The sequence below is a fragment of the Desulfosporosinus sp. FKA genome, from assembly GCF_002196785.1.
GTDB classification, from domain to species: Bacteria; Bacillota; Desulfitobacteriia; order Desulfitobacteriales; family Desulfitobacteriaceae; genus Desulfosporosinus; species Desulfosporosinus acididurans.
In genome coordinates, this window is sequence record NZ_NAHZ01000010.1 from 17,629 (window position 1) to 36,564 (window position 18,936).

Consider the following 18,936-nt stretch of genomic DNA (forward strand, 5'->3'; position numbering starts at 1 on the left):
TTCAAGTCATTAGAATAACCCATAATTTTTTATGTATTATGTATTTTTATTGAAACTTTGTTTTTCTATGTGGAATTATGCCATTATAATTCCTTTTATACCTATTTGTCCCAGAGCATACCTTCGTTTAGGAGGCTATTCCGAAAAAGGCAAAAGGCTCACTTTTGAGGTAAGCCTTCTGCACTTTCTTCAACTTTCATTCACTGATTAAATTACAATTCACAACTTCCGACCAGTGGATTAAAAGCATCATTAATTTTAGAAACTTTATCATCGTTTGTCAGAACAACTAAATAATCACCTGGGTAAATCACAGTGTCACCTTTGGGGATAATTTCCTCTTCTCCGCGTTTAACGGATACTAACAAACAATGAGCCGGCCATTTAATCTCTTTAATTTGTTTACCATCCAAGATGGATCCCATACAGACGGCAAATTCCAAGATTGATTTAGTTTTTTCATTGCCGATTATTTTGTGATGCCCTTCTTTGTGCAGGAACTTTTCAAGTAAAGATTCATAAATGGGTTTAGAACCTAAAAAGTCTGCTACGATATAAGCTGTTATGCAAACCACAGATAGGGAAAGCAAATGAGTAAACGAACCCGTCATTTCCGTAATCAAAATCGTCCCTGTGATAGGGGCTCTAACGACAGCAGTAAAATAACCCGCCATTGCAAGAATTATAAAATTATTAACATACATATTATTAATTTGAAAAATGTTGACAACGGCAAGCCCGTAGATATTTCCAATAATTGCCCCAATCGCAAGAAGGGGAAGGAAGATCCCGCCCGGCGCCCCCGATCCATAACAAATCATTGTAAAGAAAAACTTAGCAAGTATTAAAATGACCAAAAGTTCCAAGGTAAAGTTGCCCTTCGTAATAAGTGCACTAATCAAATCGTTGCCGCCGCCCAAAACCTGCGGCAGGAAAAACCCTAAAACTATGGAAACCAGCAAAGGGAAAATGATCCAAAACCTTTTGGGCAGCCAACGCTGCCCAGCATAGAGATCCTGAGTCTTCAGAAGAGTTGCATTGAAGGCAACGCCTAAAACACCAATAACAATTCCTAAAATAACTATAAATAGGTAATAACGCAGAGGAAAGTCGTGCAAGTTACCAAAATTCAGAACCGGTTTTAAACCAAAAAATTCGCTTGTCACAAAATCTGCAGATAAGGCCGCTGATAAAGCCGGCAGCAATATTAAGGGTGAAAAGTTTTTGTGGACTTCTTCTAAAGCAAACATAACTCCTGCTAAAGGCGCACTGAAGGCAGCTGCAAGTCCTGCACTGGCTCCGCTGGTGATAAGATATTTCTCTTCAATTTTAATTCTCTTTAGTACTTTACTAAAGCCTTGTCCGACAGCCGCTCCTAATTGAACGGACGGACCTTCTCGACCCATAGAAAGACCGGCTCCGATCGCTAAAACGCCGCCAATGAATTTGCCAATGATAACTTTCCACCAGGTCATAGAGAGTTTTCTCAACAAAACCCCTTCAACTTGAGGAATACCACTGCCGCTTATCATAGGGTCATGCTTGACTAACAAACCAACAATATAACCTATTAATATCAGAACTCCCACCCAAAGAGGAAGGAGCATTGGTTTGGCGGTGAGGAAATCATAAAGTCGAATTAGCAAAACTCCGCTCTGTTCAAGCAGAAATCGGTACAATACGACTATTAGCCCGGTAATGACTCCAATGCCCAATCCTTCGTAAACTAATTTCAGCCTGAAACTACTCCAATGTAATAAGCTATTATGAGTACTATTACTAGTCATAAATAAATTTCCCCTTATCTTGTCAGCGTGAAAAATCCCTTACTAATTATTCCCTATGGGATCGAGATAAATCCTCGGGACTCGCTTGGAAATTCCGCAAACGACTTCATAACTTATTGTTCCCAGCCATTCTGCCATCTCCGTAGCCGTAATTTGTTCGTAACCGTCTTTTCCTAAAATTGTAACCACATCACCAACGTTTACGCCCTGAATCTTAGTAACTTCAAGCATTGTTTGGTCCATGCAAACCCTGCCGATAATTGTTGAGCGCCGGCCATGAACCAGCATTTCCCCACAATTCGAAAGCGCCCTTCTCAGCCCATCCGCATATCCCAAGGGAATGGTTGCGACTGTTGTTGGATAGGCTGCCTGAAAGGTACGGCCATAGCTTACAGTTTCTCCGGTTTTGATTATTTTCACATGAGATACCTTGGCTTTCCAAGACATTACCGGTTCTAAGCCGACATTACCTCCCACTTGAGAAGACGGAACCAGACCGTACATACCGATACCGGGACGAACAAACTCAAAATGAGCTTCCGGAAATTGCAGAATAGCTGCAGTGTTAGCAGCATGCCTAATGGGAATTTTCAATCCCGCCCCTTTAAGTTTCTCATAGAGGAGTTGGAATCGTTTAAGCTGCTGTCTCGCAAAGGTCAGATCCTTTTGATCGGACGTAGCGAAGTGAGTAAAAATCCCTTCAATAAATAAATTGGGTAGGGCAGCAACCTTCATAATTTCAGAAATATCAGTATCACGAAATCCTATTCGGCCCATTCCCGTATCAATTTTTAAATGTAATCTTGCCCTGCGATTAAATTTTACAGCTGCTTCAGAAAGAGCACGTGCCTGGGACAAATGAAAAATTGCCGGGATTATATCCTCTTTAACAAAATCCTCCCACTGATCACTTTCCGGTGCCCCAATGACCATAACATCCAGCTCAGGAAATGATGCTTTTAATTCTAAGGCCTCTTCCAAAATTGCCACACCAAAACGCTTGGCCCCACAACTCATCAGGGTCTCCACCACCGGAATTGCACCGTGCCCATATGCATCTGCTTTAACTATGGGCATCATTTCACTTTGTGTATACGTCTGAAGTTTGTAATAATTTTCTTTTAGTGCCTGCAAATTCACTTCAGCCCAAACCTGTCGCACAATTGATCTCCTCCTCTATCCTTTTTAGCCTAGCTTCAATTCTAGAGAGCGCCGCACTTTAGGCAACCGGTCTGCAACTTCAGAGGCCAAAAAGCCAGACCATCCATACTCTTCGGCAAGATCATCCCCAGCTTTCCCATGTAAATAAGCACCTAAGCACGCGGCCTCCAAAGGTGATACTCCTTGGGCCAGCCAGGCCAGAATACTTCCAGTGAGAACATCACCGGTGCCTCCTGTCCCAAGCCCAGGATTTCCGCTTGGGTTAAAGAAAGCGCGCCCATCCGGTGAAGCAACAATAGTCACTGAACCCTTGAGTACCACAACGGCCTCCCACTCGGCAGCTTTAGTCAAGGCCAAATCCAAGCGGTTGCTTTCGACATCGGCAACAGTACATTGGCATAGCCTTGCCATTTCACCGGGATGTGGGGTAAGTATCAGCGGTCCCCGCCCATTTCTGGCTTCAATTAGGCTAGACTCCCCTGCCAATAAATTTAAAGCATCCGCATCCAAAACAACCGGACAACTTATAGTTCTTAAAATCTCCTCCAGAACAAGCCCAAATCCAGGATTTTGGGCAAGCCCCGGACCGATAGCCAAGGCCTGAGCCTTTTCCGCCTGCCTTGCTATTACTTCCCAAGATTCTTCGTTAAGACTATCCTCTCCGGGTGCAGGCCAAACAGTCGCCTCTGTAATACTAGCATCCACATCTTTCGCAATTCCTTGAGGGGTAACGATTTGCAGTAATCCTATGCCGCTGCGCAAAGCACCCCGCCCGGCTAGAACAGCTGCACCGCTCATTCCCTTGGACCCTGCAACAAGTATACCTTTACCATGAGTTCCTTTGTGTCCTTTAAAGTGGCGAATGGGAAGGATTTCTCTTATTGTATCATCGGTTAAAACATATGTGGAAATACTCTCATCCTCCAGAAACGCTTCTGGAATAGAAATCGGATCAACGGCAACTCGTCCGCAATAGATGGGGCCTTCTCCTAAAAAAAGGCCCCACTTCGGCAGCCCAAAGGTAACTGTTATTTGAGCGCGAATAGCAGTCCGATAAACCTTCCCCGTATTAGCTTCGACCCCGCTGGGAATGTCAACGGATACTACACAGGCCGAAGCATTGTTTACCTCATTAACATATTCTTCGATCAAACTCGGTAAAGCTCCACGCAGGCCTATGCCATAAAGAGCATCGACAATAACATCAGCCTGAGCCAAAGCAAAACGGGCCACAAGCCGCTGCTTTTCTCCTTCGATAACAAAAAGTTTACCCGTCGTTCCTTGGAAAAGACGCAAATTAAGAGCAGCATCTCCTTTGAGCTGCTCTGTTCCGGCAAACAATAAGACCGTCACATCCATCCCCTGCAACACTAAATGACGGGCAACGGCCAAACCATCTCCGCCGTTATTCCCCTTACCCACTAAAATCACCGCTTTTAAGCCAGCCAAATCTCCTTCATTCTGAACAAGACAACGACGGATTTCCTCAACAACGGCCCAAGCTGCGTTCTCCATCAAAAGCATACTTGGTATGCCGTATTGTTGAATAGCCCGTTCTTCGATCTGCCGCATTTGTTCAGTGTTGACCACGCGCACTTCTTTCACCTCATTTTTCCTTTGACCCTTCATCCTAACTCAAGATCGCAAAGGCTATAGCTTGGGTTCGGTTATGAGACAAACTCACCCGAATTTGTGAGCCCCCTCTTTCCTTAACCAGAGTCATTGCTTTGGAACTAAGAAGGACAAGAGGCTCGCCGCTTGGGGTTGTCATGATTTCGACATCATGCCATGATAAGCCTCGCAAACCTGTTCCCAATGTTTTTAGGATGGCCTCTTTAGCAGCAAAACGTGCCGCGTAGCTTTGTATCCCCTTATCTACTAGACTTTCTCGTTCTCGTCTCGTAAAAAGTCTTCCTGATAATCCAGGCTGACGTTCCAAAGCCTTCGCCACTCGTTCAATTTCGATAATATCTACACCAGGATACATAACTCTACCTCATATCACATAATTAACTCTTGCAATCTCATTTGTCCTTCTGCTGATCCTGCAGCCAGTAAAACATCTTCGGCGCGCAGGACAAAGCTCGCCTCAGGTGAAAACTGTTCTAACCCGTCTCGCACGACAGCAACTATCGTTGTCCCCGTACGTTCTCGAATCCTTAATTCACGTAAAGTTTTCCCGACGGCTGGGGATTTTTTGCCCACTTCAATCTCACCTACGTCTAACCAACGAGACATAATGCGGTCTACATATCCTTGCAGCTTATTAAGATGACTTTCTATTTTTAGATCATTTTCCCGTCTCTGATCCATCAATTTCTTGAGATCTTCGAGAAAGATCTGGATTTCTCCTTTTTGATTAAACGATCTTACGAATTTCTCTGCCATTGCTTTCGAGGTAACGGTAATTCCTACCCCTTGGTTAACAATAACAACACCCACATTTTGCAAAATTGCAATTGCTCTGCGGACTGTTTCCGGAGAAACGTTATAACGGCCCGCTAAAGTTGAGCGGCCATGAATTTTTTCTCCTTCGTGATACTCTCCCATCATGATAGCATGAGCAATGTCCATGGCTATCTCTTGATAACGAGCTTGTTCCAACTTCTTTCCACCCCTTAAACTATATAATCTATTATAACATAGCCAACTTCAGGAGGCATCATGCTCTTGACTACTAACAACTTTGATGATAATATTAGGTTGTTAGTTTCAGTACTACAGGGAGGGATTCTTGATGGCCGTACAACTGAATAATCCGCCGGATACGAATCGTCAATTTTCGTTGCGGCGGGCATCTGAGCTTAAACAGAAGATTACCCCTTATCTTGAAAAATGCCACTCGATCCCTACAGGCTTTTTAAGTACTGCGCTGATACAACAGCGTCGTAATCACATCTTGAATTATTTTCGGGCAACGGATCAAGACTGGGAGAATTGGCACTGGCAAATTAAACATCGTATTCAAAATACAGACACTTTAAGCGCCCTATTCCCTCAGTTTTCTGCCGAACAATGCGCAGAAATTCAACATATAGGAAGAAGTTTCCGCTGGGCCATATCCCCTTATTATCTTAGCCTAATGGATATTACCGATGTTCAAGACCCTATTCGCTTACAGGGGCTGCCTACTTTTGCAGAACTCAGTGATGATTTCGGAGAGGAAGACCCTATGGGGGAGGCTCTTACCAATCCCGCCCCATGCATTACTCGGAGATACCCAGATCGTTTAATTATTAATGTTACGAACATGTGTGCCATGTATTGCCGCCACTGCCAACGCCGCCGCAACATTGGAGAAACCGATTCCCACGCTAAAATCGCCGACCTGAAGGTTGCTTTGGCATATATTCGGGCCAACCCTGAAATAAGGGACGTTTTAATCACAGGAGGAGATGCCCTGCTTTTGAGTGATCAAACTCTAGACTGGCTTCTCGGCGAACTTCATTCGATTCCCCATCTTGAGATCAAACGCCTCGGTACTCGAGTCCCCGTAACCCTTCCCATGCGCATTAATGATGATTTATGCTCAATCTTAGCGAAGTATCCGCCGATCTACATCAATACTCAGTTTAATCATCCCCTGGAAGTCACCGCGGAAGCCAAAAAAGCAGCAGACAAACTCATAGCCGCCGGTGCGGTTTTGGGAAATCAGGCTGTTTTGCTCAAAGGAATTAATCATCAGCCGGAGATTATGACGAAGCTTAATCAGGAACTGCTTAAAATACGAATCCGGCCTTACTATATTTTTCATGCCAAAAACGTCAAGGGAACACGTCATTTTGTGCCAAGAATTCAAGATGGGCTCGCAGTTATGAGGCACCTAAGAGGGTATACTTCAGGCCTCGCAGTGCCAACCTATATCATAAACGCTCCTAAGGGCGGAGGCAAAACCCCTATCCTGCCGCAATATTTAGTTTCTCTTAATGATAACCATGCCGTTTTGAAAACTTGGGAAGGCAAACTCATCCATTACGATACCCCTTAAAGATAATCTTAGTGTTGATGAATAGTTTGACTTTTTCCTTTACTTTAAAAGGATTTTGCGAGAGGAGCGTATGTACCATGAATGAACGCCTTAACAATGAAGAAATTTTGCAGAGAATCCTTAAAACCAATTCAGACGTGCAGCGTTACCTGGACCTAGCTCCCAGCTATAAACCATCTGTAAATCAAGCCATCAAATCAAGAGAAACTTCTCAGTATAAAATTCCTCCTGTAAAATTTCTGAGGGCAACGATAAAACCTTAGTTGCCCTTGAAAGCTTCTCTTTCTCTTTCTTCTCTTTCTTCTGCAAGGCAACCCTGACGGGTTGCCTTTTTTTGCACTCATGTCTGCACTCTGTTATTCAAGGATTGCCTTCGTTTGCCTTCTTTCCTTGCCAGGTATCCCGCTCAATGAGCTTGGCATCAATGGCATTGAGCACCTCCCATTTTTTGCGGCTCCAAAGCGGCCCGATTAAATCATCAGGAGGCCCATCTCCGGTTAAACGATGAATTATCATCTGTGGAGGCAAAATTTCCAGAATATCAACGACCAGTGAAACATAATCTTCTTTCGTCATCAATTCAAAAGGATGTACCTGATAAAAAGCGGCTAAAGGTGTTCCCTTTAAAACATGGAGCAGATGAATCTTTAGCCCTTGCAGAGGCAGATCAGCAACCGCCGAAGCAGTTTCCATCATTTCTTCTTTTGATTCACCTGGAAGGCCAAGAATAATATGGGCACATACTCGAATTCCTCTTGAATGCAATCGTTCAAGACCACGGAGGAATTGCTCATAATCATGCCCTCGTCCAATGAACTCCAAGGTACGATCATGGATAGATTGCAATCCTAATTCGACCCATAAATAAGTTCTCTGATTTAATTCTTCCAAGTAATTAATAACCTCATCAGAAAGACAATCCGGTCTTGTTGAGATGGATAGCCCCACAACCCCTTCCTGTTTAAGGGAATCTTCATATAACTCCCGCAGCCGTTCAATAGGGGCATAGGTATTTGTAAATGCTTGAAAGTAAGCCAGGTACTTAGCCTTCGGCCATTTTTTCTTCATTCGTTCCTTTACTTCAGAGAATTGATCATGAATTGATAACTCCTGCCGGCCGGCAAAGTCACCAGATCCCCGTTCACTGCAATAAATGCAGCCTTTTCGCCCCAGAGTACCATCCCGATTAGGACAGGTGAAACCGCCATCTAAGGAAACTTTAAATACTTTTTCGCCAAATCTTTCACGCAAATGTTCATTAAATGTTACGTATCTTTTTTCAGGCATTATAATTCCATTCTTCATTCTTGATAAAGTTCAAGTTTTTCTCCGCTTGGACCACGGAAAAAGAAATTATACCGTCCTTCGCCCAAGGGCATCGGTTCCAGAGAAGGCAACTCAACATGATGTTCCTGTAAGTGTTTAATCGCTTGGAAAATATCTTCCACCAGTAGTGCTAAATGATTGACAACTCCATCTTCGAACGTACGGTTATTTACTACTTCAACTAGTTCAATAACAGTATTGCCTAATTCCAAAAAAACCAATTCCGCCTCTCCAGGCCTAATCCGCTGTATTAATCTAAAGCCAAGCACTTCTCTATAAAATTGAAGGGCTTTCTCGATATCTAAAGCTTTTATCCCAATGTGTGCTACCCCAGTAAACAAAGAGGTCTTTTCCAAAAACAATCCTCCTATCTTAACTTTTAGAAGCTCCAAGCGCCTTCTAGTTCTAAAAGTTTTTGCTTAATATCCACGCCGCCGGCATAGCCTGTTAAAGACCCATTTTTGCCGATAACCCGGTGACAAGGAACGATAATTCCGATTGGGTTACAATGATTGGCCATCCCGACAGCTCTTTGCCCTTGCGGATTTCCCAGTTTTACGGCCAGTTCACCGTAACTTCTTGTCTCACCATAAGGTATACGCCGAAGTTCTTCCCACACTTTCTGCTGGAAAGGAGTTCCTTGGGAATGAATAGGAATCGAGAATTGATGGCGAGTCCCCGCAAAATACTCCTTCAACTCCTGAATTGCCCTGCTGTTTGGCTCGCGCCTCCGAATAAGAAACGATCCCGGAAACCAGCGCGAAACCCAAGTTTGAAGTTCCTTTTCTTCGGTCTCAGACGAACCGAGACTCAGCCAGCAAACTCCTTCCGCAGAAGAGGCAATAGTCAATTCAGTCTCAAGATCCTTAATTGTAACTTTTTTCGTCCAAAATGAAATCACCGAGGCCTGCCAAAGATCAGAAATATGATACGTTCTAACCTCTCCGTTTTGATAAAATTCTAACAAACTTTGATCATTTTTCAGGCTAAAATCCATATCTTCTGAAACTTTCCATTTCGGCCCTGATTCGCGGTAAAGGGGGATAAGTTCTTGGAAAGGTTTCATTAACATATAAATAAAGGCAGCTAATCCCCGAGTCAAAGGCTCTTCAGACTGCAAAAAAGGTTTTATCCGCTCATCCAAAGGTTCTACCAAGTGCGGAGCATTCTGAGCCATTTGACCTAAGCCCCACAAAACACCATCTCGTAAACTGTCATCCTCCAATAACCCTGACAACATCCAATTAAACTTTCCGCAGGTTACCGGACAATGAGCAATAATACTGCCAATGGCTTCCGCAGAGTTCCAAGCCGTTCCTCCTGACTCATCATTGAGCATCCAAAAATACCGTCGCAGAATCTCTACTGCAACATTTTTCTCATCCTGCTCAAGTGCATGAGTTACCACTCCTAAGGCTTCAACTGCCCGCCAAAATATGAGCCCGTCTTTAACATAGATTCTCGCCATAAGCTGCCGAAGGATATTCCTATTTTCTTTCGCTAAGCTAATAAGTTTCTCCCAATCCTGGTTTTCCAATGTATGTTCTACGTCTCTCTTAGTAGGCATTGGACACCTTCTTTCCCGTTTAAATTCCCAGTCCCCATCTTATTTCATAGTTTGATGTTATTAAAAATCATCTTATCATAAGTGAATTCAGAATAAAACTAACCCTATCAAGGAAAGAAGCGGCTTCCAACAGCCGCTTTCATCTGACATTGATTTAATCTTTAATTTCTTTGTATTTGTCCCAATAACTCGACTCCGTGAGGACTTCTCCTCCTACACCCATGTTGCTGTATTCATGTTCATCGAGAGTTACCGTAAAAGCTGCCATGGGAATTCCCAAGGCTTGAGAAGCCGCTTGGCTCATACCATGTATCAAACTTCTCTTCTGATCCATGGTCAAAACCGGGCCGTCAAAATTGATCATTGGCATATCAAATCACCTCTGCAAATATCTTTCTACCTCTCATAAAATTCCCGATAAAAGGTCAAAACATGTAGACATTCATAAATTTTTGTTTCAGTATGATCCAGAAGAAGGAAACTCTTTACCCATGTCGAATAGCATTATTAAGCAAACTTAGACAAACCTGTATTTTATTAAGTTCATTTGGAGCCGAACCTATATACAACCAATCATCTTCGGTTCGAATACTTCGATACTAGAATATTAGATAAGTAAAGGCCACGGAGGTCGATCAATAGGATCCTCTTTGGCCTTTTTTAAAATCCTAAAAACCAATAGCCTTAGGAATAGTGAATAAAGAATAGCTAAAATGAGAGGAGATCGTTATGGACATTAATTATCATCCCATCGGAACCATTCATACTCCTTATTTCTCCTTTAATGCCCCCCATCAATCTCTCCCTGACGCGCCGGGTGATTTCTGGATCACTTTAAATCCAGAGTATGCCCAGGCTCTAAAATCCTTAGCCAGTTTCAACTATGTCTATGTCCTTTATCATCTCGATCAAGTAAACTCTCCGCTGGAATTATTAACCCATTCTCCGTGGGCACCGGAGCTTGAAATTGGACTCTTTGCCAGCCGATCTCCCAAAAGGCCTAACCCTATTGGCTTAAGTATTGTCAAGATTAAGGAAATTCAAGGCAGCGAAATCATTATTTCGGGCATTGACGCCTTTAACGGAACTCCTTTACTTGACATTAAACCTTACATGCAATTCAGAGACAATGTAGAGGATGCCAATAACGGCTGGTTCGATTCCCTTCCAGATAAAGATCATAAGATTGCCCATGCCCTTGGACGCCCACACCACCACGATTCCGAGAATGGGCATGAGCATAAGCATGAACACATCCATAGACATGTCCATAGCCATAACCATGACCACGATCACGACCACGACCATGATCATGACCATGACCACAACCATAGCCATAGCCATAGCCATAGCCATAGCCATCCTCATAACCATTATCGCTTCCATAGTGAACATAACGACTAAGAAGAGTGCACGTTAGGGGTTAGTTCCAAAATGAATCTGTAAGGGCAATTTGCACAAGTATTTTAAAATTAAACTGAAAAAATGGCCCAAAAGGCGTTAATAGCGTCCTTTTGGGCTTATTTTTCTGCCAATTATTTTCTGGAAGCTGTTTTACAGCAGTAGTTTCTTACAATTTCCTTTAAATTCAAACCACCTCATGATCCAAGTCCGCCCCGCTGAACTGGCTATTATACAAATCTGCATAAAACCCATTTTGCTCCAAAAGCTCTCCATGATTGCCCATTTCAATAATTCTCCCCTTATTCATAACAAGAATTACATCAGCATCGCGAATCGTTGATAACCTATGGGCAATAACAAAACTCGTTCTTCCCTTCATCAGTTCTGTCATAGCCTTTTGGATATAGACCTCGGTTCTTGAGTCAACACTGCTCGTAGCTTCGTCTAAAATCAAGATAGCCGGGTCTGCCAAAATCGCCCGGGCAATTGTAAGCAGCTGCTTTTGCCCTTGAGAAATATTTGAGGCTTCTTCATTCAAGACGGTCATATACCCATCAGGCAGAGTTTTTATAAAATGATCAGCATGAGCTGCTTTGGCCGCCTTAATAACTTCTTCCTCGCTTGCCCCCTCACGTCCATAGGCAATGTTCTCCAAAATAGTTCCATTAAATAACCATGTATCCTGCAGCACCATACCAAAGATATTGCGAAGTTCCCCACGTTTAATATCCCGAATATCCACACCGTCAACAGCAATCTTGCCCTCATCCACATCGTAAAAGCGCATGAGTAAATTCACTAAAGTAGTCTTACCTGCACCGGTCGGTCCGACAATTGCTATGGTATTTCCTTCCAGGACATCAATATTCATTTTAGTGATCAACGGTTCTTGTTCCTTATAGCTAAAATCAACATTTTCAAAACTCACATTTCCGTTAGGAAAGGGTATTACTTTAGCATCCTCAGAATCAGGAATTTCTTCAACTTCATCTAATAATTCAAAAACACGCTCTGCCGAGGCAACCGTTGATTGAATAATATTGGCAATGTTCGCAGTCTGCACAATCGGCATGGTAAACTGACGGGAGTATTGAATAAAGGCTTGAATGTCTCCAATATTAATTCGGCCATGGGTAACGAAAATTCCCCCAACTACACTGACAATGACATATCCCAGGTTGCTGACAAATCGCATAAGGGGCATGATGATTCCAGAGATAAATTGAGCTTTCCATCCCGCATCATAAAGTTTATCATTAATTTCCTTAAAGGTTTCAATAGACTTACGCTCATGACCAAAGGCTTTGATGATAACATGACCGGTAAACATTTCCTCCACATGGCCGTTCAGTTCTCCCAAGGACTTTTGTTGAGCTGCGAAAAACCTTTGTGAGTGTTTAGCAATCATCGAAGTGACTAAAATATAGAGAGGCAGAGTCAAGAGAACAATTAAGGTCAGCAGAGGACTGATCGTCAACATCATCACGATGACTCCAATGATTGTCACAATAGAGGTAATTAGTTGAGTAAGACTTTGCTGCAGGGTGTTGGCAATATTATCAACATCGTTCGTCACACGGCTTAATATTTCGCCATGAGTCCTAGCATCAAAGAACCTGAGCGGCAGCAGCGTAAGTTTTTCATCGACGTCTTTACGCAAGTTATAAACAATTTTTTGCGCCACCCCAGCCATAATATATTGTTGAGTATAGCTAAACAAAGAGCTGAGAAGATAAAGAACGATCAGAGTTAGGACAATTCTCCAAATAGCATCAAAATTTATTTTTCCGCCTTTCATAATTCCGTCAAACATTATCGTTGTGGCCTGGCCCATAATCTTTGGCCCCATAATACTAAATACAGTACTTAAAATAGCAAACACAACCACAAAGCTGAGTTTTAGTCTCTGAGGCTTTAAATAACCCAAAAGTCTATGCAATGTTCCTTTGAAATTCTTGGCTTTTTCAATTGGTCTCCCAATAGATCCGCCAGGTCCACCCTGTCTGCCGCCCATTGGACCTGTTGGTCTTGTCATTTCTCGTTCTCTGCTCATGCTAATTCTCCCTCTGAAAGCTGCGAAGCTACAATTTCATGATAGACCTCACAAGTCCTTAACAACTCTTGATGGGTCCCTATGCCGGCAATTTGACCATCATCGAGGACAATAATCCTATCCGCATCCATGACGGTTGCGACTCGCTGAGCAATAATAAATACCGTAGCCTCTGAAACTTCCTGTTTCAAAGCTGCTCTCAATTTGGCATCTGTCTTGAAGTCTAAGGCCGAGAAACTGTCGTCGAAGATATGAATCTCGGGCCTTTTGATTAAAGCGCGGGCAATAGACAGACGCTGCTTCTGGCCTCCTGAAACATTGGTGCCGCCTTGAGCAATGATATGATCAAACCCCTCTTCCATCCCTGCCACGAAATCCACAGCCTGAGCAACTTGAGCAGCATGTCCCACCTCTTCCAGGGAAGCATTCTCTTTGCCATAGCGGATATTATCACCAATGGTTCCGGAAAAAAGCACAGATTTTTGGGGAACAAACCCAATCTTAGCTCTCAAACTTTCTTGACTCATTTCTCGGGCATCTACTCCATCCACTAAAACCCGTCCGCTCCCAACATCATAAAAACGCATCATTAAATTTACTAAGGTTGATTTCCCAGAGCCCGTTCCTCCAATGATGGCCGTAATCTCCCCAGGGCCAGCACTGAAATTAATCTCCTTAAGGGCCGGCTGTTCCGCTCCGGGATATCGAAAGGAAACGCCCTGAAACTCAACATATCCTTTCTTTAAAGGCATTACCTTTGTCTGGATTGGATCTTTAACTTCAACCTCAGTTTCTAAAACTTCGTTGATCCTTGCAGCAGAGGCTTGAGCACGCGGAACCGTTACAAAGAGCATCGTCATCATCAAGAAAGAAAATAAGATTTGTGTCGAATACTGAATAAAGGCCATCAGAGAACCCACTTGCATCGCACCATTATTAATACGCATTCCTCCGAACCAAATGATGGCAATCGTAGTGAAATTCATAATTAGCATCATCATAGGCATTAGTACAGCCATGATCTTATTAACCTTTACAGCATTGTTCATAAGGTCTAGATTGGCATCATCAAATCTCTTCTTTTCTTTTTCGATACGATTGAAAGCTCTAATAACACGTATTCCCGTTAAATTTTCACGCAAAACAAGATTGAGCTTATCAAGTTTTATTTGCATCAACTTAAAGAGAGGTATGCCTCTGGTCAGGACAATTCCGATAATGGCAAAAAGCACCGGAACCGAAACTAAGAGAACCCACGTTAAACCTGGATCCTCATGGATAGCCATGAAAATCCCGCCCAGGCAGGTAAGTGGTGCAGAAATCATCATACTTAAAATTAGAACGGAGACTTGCTGAACTTGAGTCACATCATTCGTAGTTCTGGTAATTAATGTCGCTGTACCAAGCTTGTCAAATTCCTGTAAAGAAAAGCTCTGTACTTTCGTAAAGATTCTATTTCTCAAGAGCCTGCCAAACCCTACAGCAGTTTTCGCAGAAAGATAATTGGCGGCAACAGCGCATAAAGTCCCTCCGGCTGCAATTAAAAGCATGTGCCCACCGACTTGAAATATATAACCGATGTCTTTATTTACAATCCCATGATCGACTATGTCCGCCATCAACGTTGGTAAGTATAAATCCGAAAGCACTTGTACAAAAAGGAACAAAATCACGCCACAAATATAGGGTAAAAAATGTCTTAACGATTTATACAATTTAATCATGAACGTCCCCCTACCTCTTAACAATCTATCAATTATCCATTGGACATTGCTGGTAATCATAAAGCAGTTTCTTTAAGAGTTCTAACCCCTCGATAATTTTCTCTTGGTCCTCCGATGTTGCTGTACTTAAAGCGCCGGAGATATTTTTGACGATTTGTTGATGTAAGCGTTGATGTATCTCGGCAAATTTTGGTGAAACACTGACATACACGACCCTTCTATCTTCCTCACTTCGCTTTCTTTCAACAAGACCCATGTTTTCCAAACGGTCAATAATCCCTGACACGGTACTGTTGGATAAGCTGAGTTTCCCACTTAATTCAGTAATCTTAAGGGTCTTTTCCTTACCCAATATTCCCATAACCATCATTTGAGGCATAGTAATGCCGCTCTCTTCAAAGACATTTCCTTTATTGTGTCTAAAAAGAATCATAATTTCTTGAAACAGCTTAGCGATTTGATAACTTTGACTAGGATTTTCCATCATCCGTACTTCCTTTGTTTACTTATTTCGATAACGTATATTTCGTTGACGTATATTTCGTACACGAAATATATTAGTTGATTTGCAGGTTCTTGTCAATCCGTTCAACCATAAATATTCACTTTTAGAATTTCCAAAACACCATCTCTTTACTTAAAAACCAAAGGACAGGAACGTCCTTTGGTTTTTGTTTTTGCATAATTAATGTTGTTTCGGCGGTTGTGGCTGGGCATACTGAGGATTGTTACGGGTCTGATCCATATAACCAGGTGCCACTTCTCGTTGTCCGTTTGGCTGAGGATCTTTTCCATATTGAGCCGGTCCACCATATTTCTCGTTAGGATTTTCTTCATAAGAAAACTCGTTTCCTTGATTCCATGGCCCGCGGCTATCCCCTTGGCCAGTGGACATATTCATGTATTTTTTCGAGAAATCCGAATCTCTGAAGTCCTTATTCACTCCTGATCCCTGCAGTGTCTCAATGGCTTTCATAAATGAGAAGTTATGAGACTCCTCGCGACTTAAAAGGAATCGGATCATATCTTTAACGCCGGCATCATCCGTTTGCTGCAGAAGGCGCTCGTAAATCAATTTTGCCCGCAATTCTGCTCCGGCATTTGATGAAAGGTCTGTATACAGGTCTCCCATGGAGTTGACATAGGTTGACATCCATGGAACTCCGGCAGAATTTACAAGCAGAGGGCCTCCCCCGAGCAAAGCCATATGATTCGCTGCAAAGTCTTTGGGAATATTGTCAACTTGTCCAATGAGCATCCCCAGAGCTTCTCCCACCATCTCCAAATGGCTTAATTCTTCAGCAGCAATGTCCTGCAGCAAATCCCTTATTTTCGGATCATTACAGCCTAAGCTTTGAGAAAAATACTGCATAGCTGCTTTAAGTTCGCCATTGCCTCCCCCAAACTGTTCCAATAACAGTACTGCGAACCGAGGGTCAGGCCGATCAACGTGAACTGTGTATTCCATATCTTTGACATGTTTAAACACCCAAGTAACCTCCTTACGTTAACACAATATGGCTTATCTAAGTTATCCGAATTAGTATTGGTTTGTCCCAGCTGTTTTATCCTGAAAGTTATGCCGAACGCAAATAATAATTTGCAATTATTTATCTTGACGGCAGCTTCCAATTCTTGATATAATTTCAATAATAGCTAGTTTTACGTTAATATTTATAAATTTTATTTCGGTTGGGGTAAACTTCATGAAAGTGAAGGACGCTAAAGTCATGGATCTAAGGCTTGAAGCTGCTGTTTAGTCAGTATTAAGCTATGATGGCCAGACTACAAGATAAAACTTCTCTGGGGAGAGCAGTACTTAGGACTGCTCTCCCTTTTTATATTTATCTAAGCGGAAGACTCCCCCTTTTTCCATCCTTCAGCGGGATCGCATTTGTTATGGGCTAGGCGCTTTCGGCGAAAGTGTCCACAAGACACTTTCGTCATCGAAGTATCGACGTTCAGCTTTAGTCGAATATGTACAATCGCTATCTTAAGCAAATATTTAAATTAGTTACCGGAGGTGTGTTAATGCTTATTTGGATTGCTACAGGTATTTTTCTACTCAGCTATTTATTTATTATTATGGAGAAATTTCCGCGATCAGTTATCGCCGTTTCCGGAGCTGCACTAATGATTATCTTGGGGATTGTCACTCAAGAAAAAGCAGTTGAACACGTTGATTGGAATACTCTGGGATTATTAATTGGTATGATGCTCATCGTAGATCTTACCCGCAGGTCAGGAGTATTTTCCTTTTTAGCTATCTGGGTCAGCAAAAAAGTAAAAGGAAATCCGGCCCTGCTCCTGATTTCCCTGTCACTCCTTACCGGTATCTTATCAGCTTTTTTAGATAACGTCACAACAGTCTTGTTGATAGTACCCATAACCTTATCAATTGCTGATGAGTTGGAGGTTGATCCAATTCCCTTTCTCTTTTGTCAAATTCTTATGAGTAATATCGGCGGTACCGCTACTCTGATCGGAGATCCGCCAAACATTATGATAGCCGGGCAAACGGGCCTCAGTTTTATGGATTTTATCCTTAATCTTGCGCCGGTGATACTCATTATTATTGTGGTAATTTTGTTCCTTTTTTACTTTATTTATCGCCAAAAGTTAATCACCGAAGAAGCCTTAAAAAGCAAATTAATGCTGCAAAACGAGTGGAATGAGATTAAAGACTTTGCCCTCCTCAAAAAATGTTTAGTCGTTTTAGCTCTCGTTATTTCAGCCTTTTCTTTTCATTCCCTTCTTCATTTAGAGACCGCAACCATTGCCTTAAGCGGAGCTATGCTCCTAATGCTCTGGACCCGTGAAGAACCTGAAGATATCTTCTTAACTGTGGAATGGCCAACGCTCTTTTTCTTTGCCGGATTATTTGTACTTGTCGGAGGGCTTGTCGAAACCGGAGTCCTTGATCGTCTGGCACAGTGGAGTATCAGTTTGACAGGAGGGCAGCCTCTCTTAACAGTCCTTTTAATCCTATTTATATCAGCGATCCTCTCTTCATTTCTTGATAATATACCCTACGTGGCGACCATGATCCCTTTAATCCAAAAATTAGCCCTGCTTAGTCATCTCACACCAGCTCAAACCCAGCCCTTGTGGTGGGCTTTAGCTTTAGGTGCTTGTCTCGGAGGAAACGGAACCTTAGTGGGAGCTTCCGCTAATCTAATCGTGGCTGGAATTGCTGAAAAGAATGGCCTTAAAATTCGTTATATCCAATTCTTAAAAGTTGGTTTCCCCATGATGTTGATCAGCATCTTCATTTCGGCCGGATACCTGATTCTCCGCTATTATTAATATCTCTGCTATCAGCCGGTACCAATTTCTTGGTTGGTTAATTCCTTATAAATCAAGTATACTTAATGTTAGTGTTTTCCCTTTGCCAAATATTCATTTTAAAAGGAGGTAATATTATGAGCAAACAAACTCTTAATACACCAAATGCACCTGCGGCTATTGGCCCTTATTCCCAAGGAATCAAAGCCGGCAACCTTATTTTTACTTCCGGCCAGCTCCCTATCAATCCTCAAACAGGAGAATTAGTGGCGGATATTGAAGGAGCAACCAAACAATCTTTAGATAATGTTAAGGCTATCTTAGAATCCTCAGGTTCTTCACTGAATAAGGTTGTAAAAACTGTTGTTTTCCTCAGAGATATGAATGACTTTGCAGCTATGAACGCTGCCTATGCTGCCTATTTCCCAGAGAATCCTCCCGCACGATCCGCTGTGCAAGTTGCCCGCTTGCCCAAGGACGCAATCTTGGAGATTGAAGCAATTGCTCTGGCCGAATAACCTGTTAAATCCTATATCAAACATATTATACCTAAGAAGAGCAAGGAATCCGGACAAAACGTCCTGACTCCTTGCTCTTTGCCATTCATTAAATTAAATCTTTAACGGCCATCCAAATGTTAA

18 protein-coding genes and 1 riboswitch are annotated in these 18,936 nt (G+C 42.5%); of the genes, 5 read left to right on the forward strand and 13 right to left on the reverse strand.

Translation table 11 applies throughout. The annotated features are described in order from the left end of the window. Positions 1-212: 212 nt before the first annotated feature. From B5771_RS01150 to B5771_RS01170, 5 genes are read right to left on the reverse strand one after another with little or no spacing between them, the layout of a single operon-like run. Complete coding sequence (locus tag B5771_RS01150) at positions 213-1,787, reverse strand: ClC family H(+)/Cl(-) exchange transporter (RefSeq protein ID WP_088185895.1); 1,575 nt, start codon at positions 1,785-1,787, stop codon at positions 213-215. A gap of 42 nt (positions 1,788-1,829) precedes the next feature. Beyond that, the gene (gene alr / locus B5771_RS01155; protein WP_088185896.1) at positions 1,830-2,951 is read right to left on the reverse strand and encodes an alanine racemase; all 1,122 of its coding nucleotides are present in this window, start codon (positions 2,949-2,951) and stop codon (positions 1,830-1,832) included. Positions 2,952-2,972: 21 nt separating this feature from the next. Continuing rightward, on the reverse strand, positions 2,973-4,544 hold the full coding sequence (locus B5771_RS01160; RefSeq protein WP_088185974.1) for an NAD(P)H-hydrate dehydratase: 1,572 nt from the start codon (positions 4,542-4,544) through the stop codon (positions 2,973-2,975). A 34-nt stretch (positions 4,545-4,578) separates the two neighbouring features. Further along, on the reverse strand, positions 4,579-4,935 hold the full coding sequence (locus tag B5771_RS01165; protein ID WP_047810870.1) for a holo-ACP synthase: 357 nt from the start codon (positions 4,933-4,935) through the stop codon (positions 4,579-4,581). Positions 4,936-4,949: 14 nt separating this feature from the next. Further along, a complete protein-coding gene (locus B5771_RS01170; RefSeq protein ID WP_088185897.1) occupies positions 4,950-5,552 on the reverse strand; it encodes a TrkA C-terminal domain-containing protein in 603 nt (200 codons plus the stop codon). Positions 5,553-5,685: 133 nt separating this feature from the next. Between B5771_RS01170 and eam the strand changes: the two genes are divergently transcribed. Then, positions 5,686-6,936: a glutamate 2,3-aminomutase gene (gene eam, locus B5771_RS01175; RefSeq protein ID WP_088185898.1), complete on the forward strand. Its 1,251-nt coding sequence runs from the start codon at positions 5,686-5,688 to the stop codon at positions 6,934-6,936. A gap of 77 nt (positions 6,937-7,013) precedes the next feature. Continuing rightward, positions 7,014-7,199, forward strand: coding sequence for a hypothetical protein (locus B5771_RS01180; RefSeq protein WP_088185899.1), 186 nt, complete (start codon positions 7,014-7,016; stop codon positions 7,197-7,199). 97 nt (positions 7,200-7,296) lie between these two features. Here the strand turns inward: B5771_RS01180 and B5771_RS01185 are convergent, their stop codons facing one another. The 4 genes from B5771_RS01185 to B5771_RS01200 all read right to left on the reverse strand — a co-directional run bounded on the left by B5771_RS01185 (position 7,297) and on the right by B5771_RS01200 (position 10,199). Further along, positions 7,297-8,223 carry a TIGR01212 family radical SAM protein gene (locus B5771_RS01185; protein ID WP_140417666.1) on the reverse strand — a complete coding sequence of 309 codons (927 nt, stop codon included), beginning with the start codon at positions 8,221-8,223 and terminating at the stop codon, positions 7,297-7,299. 14 nt (positions 8,224-8,237) lie between these two features. After that, positions 8,238-8,618, reverse strand: a complete 381-nt coding sequence (locus B5771_RS01190; RefSeq protein ID WP_088185901.1) for a VOC family protein — start codon at positions 8,616-8,618, stop codon at positions 8,238-8,240. A gap of 23 nt (positions 8,619-8,641) precedes the next feature. After that, on the reverse strand, positions 8,642-9,829 hold the full coding sequence (locus tag B5771_RS01195; protein WP_088185902.1) for a DVU0298 family protein: 1,188 nt from the start codon (positions 9,827-9,829) through the stop codon (positions 8,642-8,644). 154 nt (positions 9,830-9,983) lie between these two features. Continuing rightward, complete coding sequence (locus tag B5771_RS01200; RefSeq protein WP_088185903.1) at positions 9,984-10,199, reverse strand: tautomerase family protein; 216 nt, start codon at positions 10,197-10,199, stop codon at positions 9,984-9,986. 359 nt (positions 10,200-10,558) lie between these two features. On the opposite strand from B5771_RS01200, the gene tsaA reads away from it, so the two are divergent. Beyond that, a complete protein-coding gene (gene tsaA / locus B5771_RS01205; protein ID WP_088185904.1) occupies positions 10,559-11,233 on the forward strand; it encodes a tRNA (N6-threonylcarbamoyladenosine(37)-N6)-methyltransferase TrmO in 675 nt (224 codons plus the stop codon). 184 nt (positions 11,234-11,417) lie between these two features. Here tsaA and B5771_RS01210 read toward each other — a convergent pair whose 3' ends face one another. The 4 genes from B5771_RS01210 to B5771_RS01225 all read right to left on the reverse strand — a co-directional run bounded on the left by B5771_RS01210 (position 11,418) and on the right by B5771_RS01225 (position 16,499). Then, the gene (locus B5771_RS01210; protein ID WP_088185905.1) at positions 11,418-13,286 is read right to left on the reverse strand and encodes an ABC transporter ATP-binding protein; all 1,869 of its coding nucleotides are present in this window, start codon (positions 13,284-13,286) and stop codon (positions 11,418-11,420) included. Further along, a complete protein-coding gene (locus B5771_RS01215) occupies positions 13,283-15,010 on the reverse strand; it encodes an ABC transporter ATP-binding protein (protein ID WP_088185906.1) in 1,728 nt (575 codons plus the stop codon). Before B5771_RS01215 ends, B5771_RS01210 begins: the two co-directional genes overlap by 4 nt. A 28-nt stretch (positions 15,011-15,038) precedes the next feature. Then, positions 15,039-15,494: a MarR family transcriptional regulator gene (locus B5771_RS01220; RefSeq protein WP_047810859.1), complete on the reverse strand. Its 456-nt coding sequence runs from the start codon at positions 15,492-15,494 to the stop codon at positions 15,039-15,041. Positions 15,495-15,695: 201 nt separating this feature from the next. Further along, positions 15,696-16,499 carry a manganese catalase family protein gene (locus B5771_RS01225; protein ID WP_047810858.1) on the reverse strand — a complete coding sequence of 268 codons (804 nt, stop codon included), beginning with the start codon at positions 16,497-16,499 and terminating at the stop codon, positions 15,696-15,698. 197 nt (positions 16,500-16,696) lie between these two features. Further along, a riboswitch (cyclic di-GMP riboswitch) is annotated at positions 16,697-16,803 on the forward strand. A gap of 238 nt (positions 16,804-17,041) precedes the next feature. On the opposite strand from B5771_RS01225, the gene B5771_RS01230 reads away from it, so the two are divergent. Together B5771_RS01230 and B5771_RS01235 are read left to right on the forward strand one after the other, a co-directional pair. Beyond that, positions 17,042-18,316: an ArsB/NhaD family transporter gene (locus tag B5771_RS01230; protein WP_047811818.1), complete on the forward strand. Its 1,275-nt coding sequence runs from the start codon at positions 17,042-17,044 to the stop codon at positions 18,314-18,316. 116 nt (positions 18,317-18,432) lie between these two features. After that, positions 18,433-18,813, forward strand: a complete 381-nt coding sequence (locus tag B5771_RS01235; protein WP_047811819.1) for a Rid family detoxifying hydrolase — start codon at positions 18,433-18,435, stop codon at positions 18,811-18,813. The last annotated feature ends 123 nt before the right edge of the window (positions 18,814-18,936 follow it).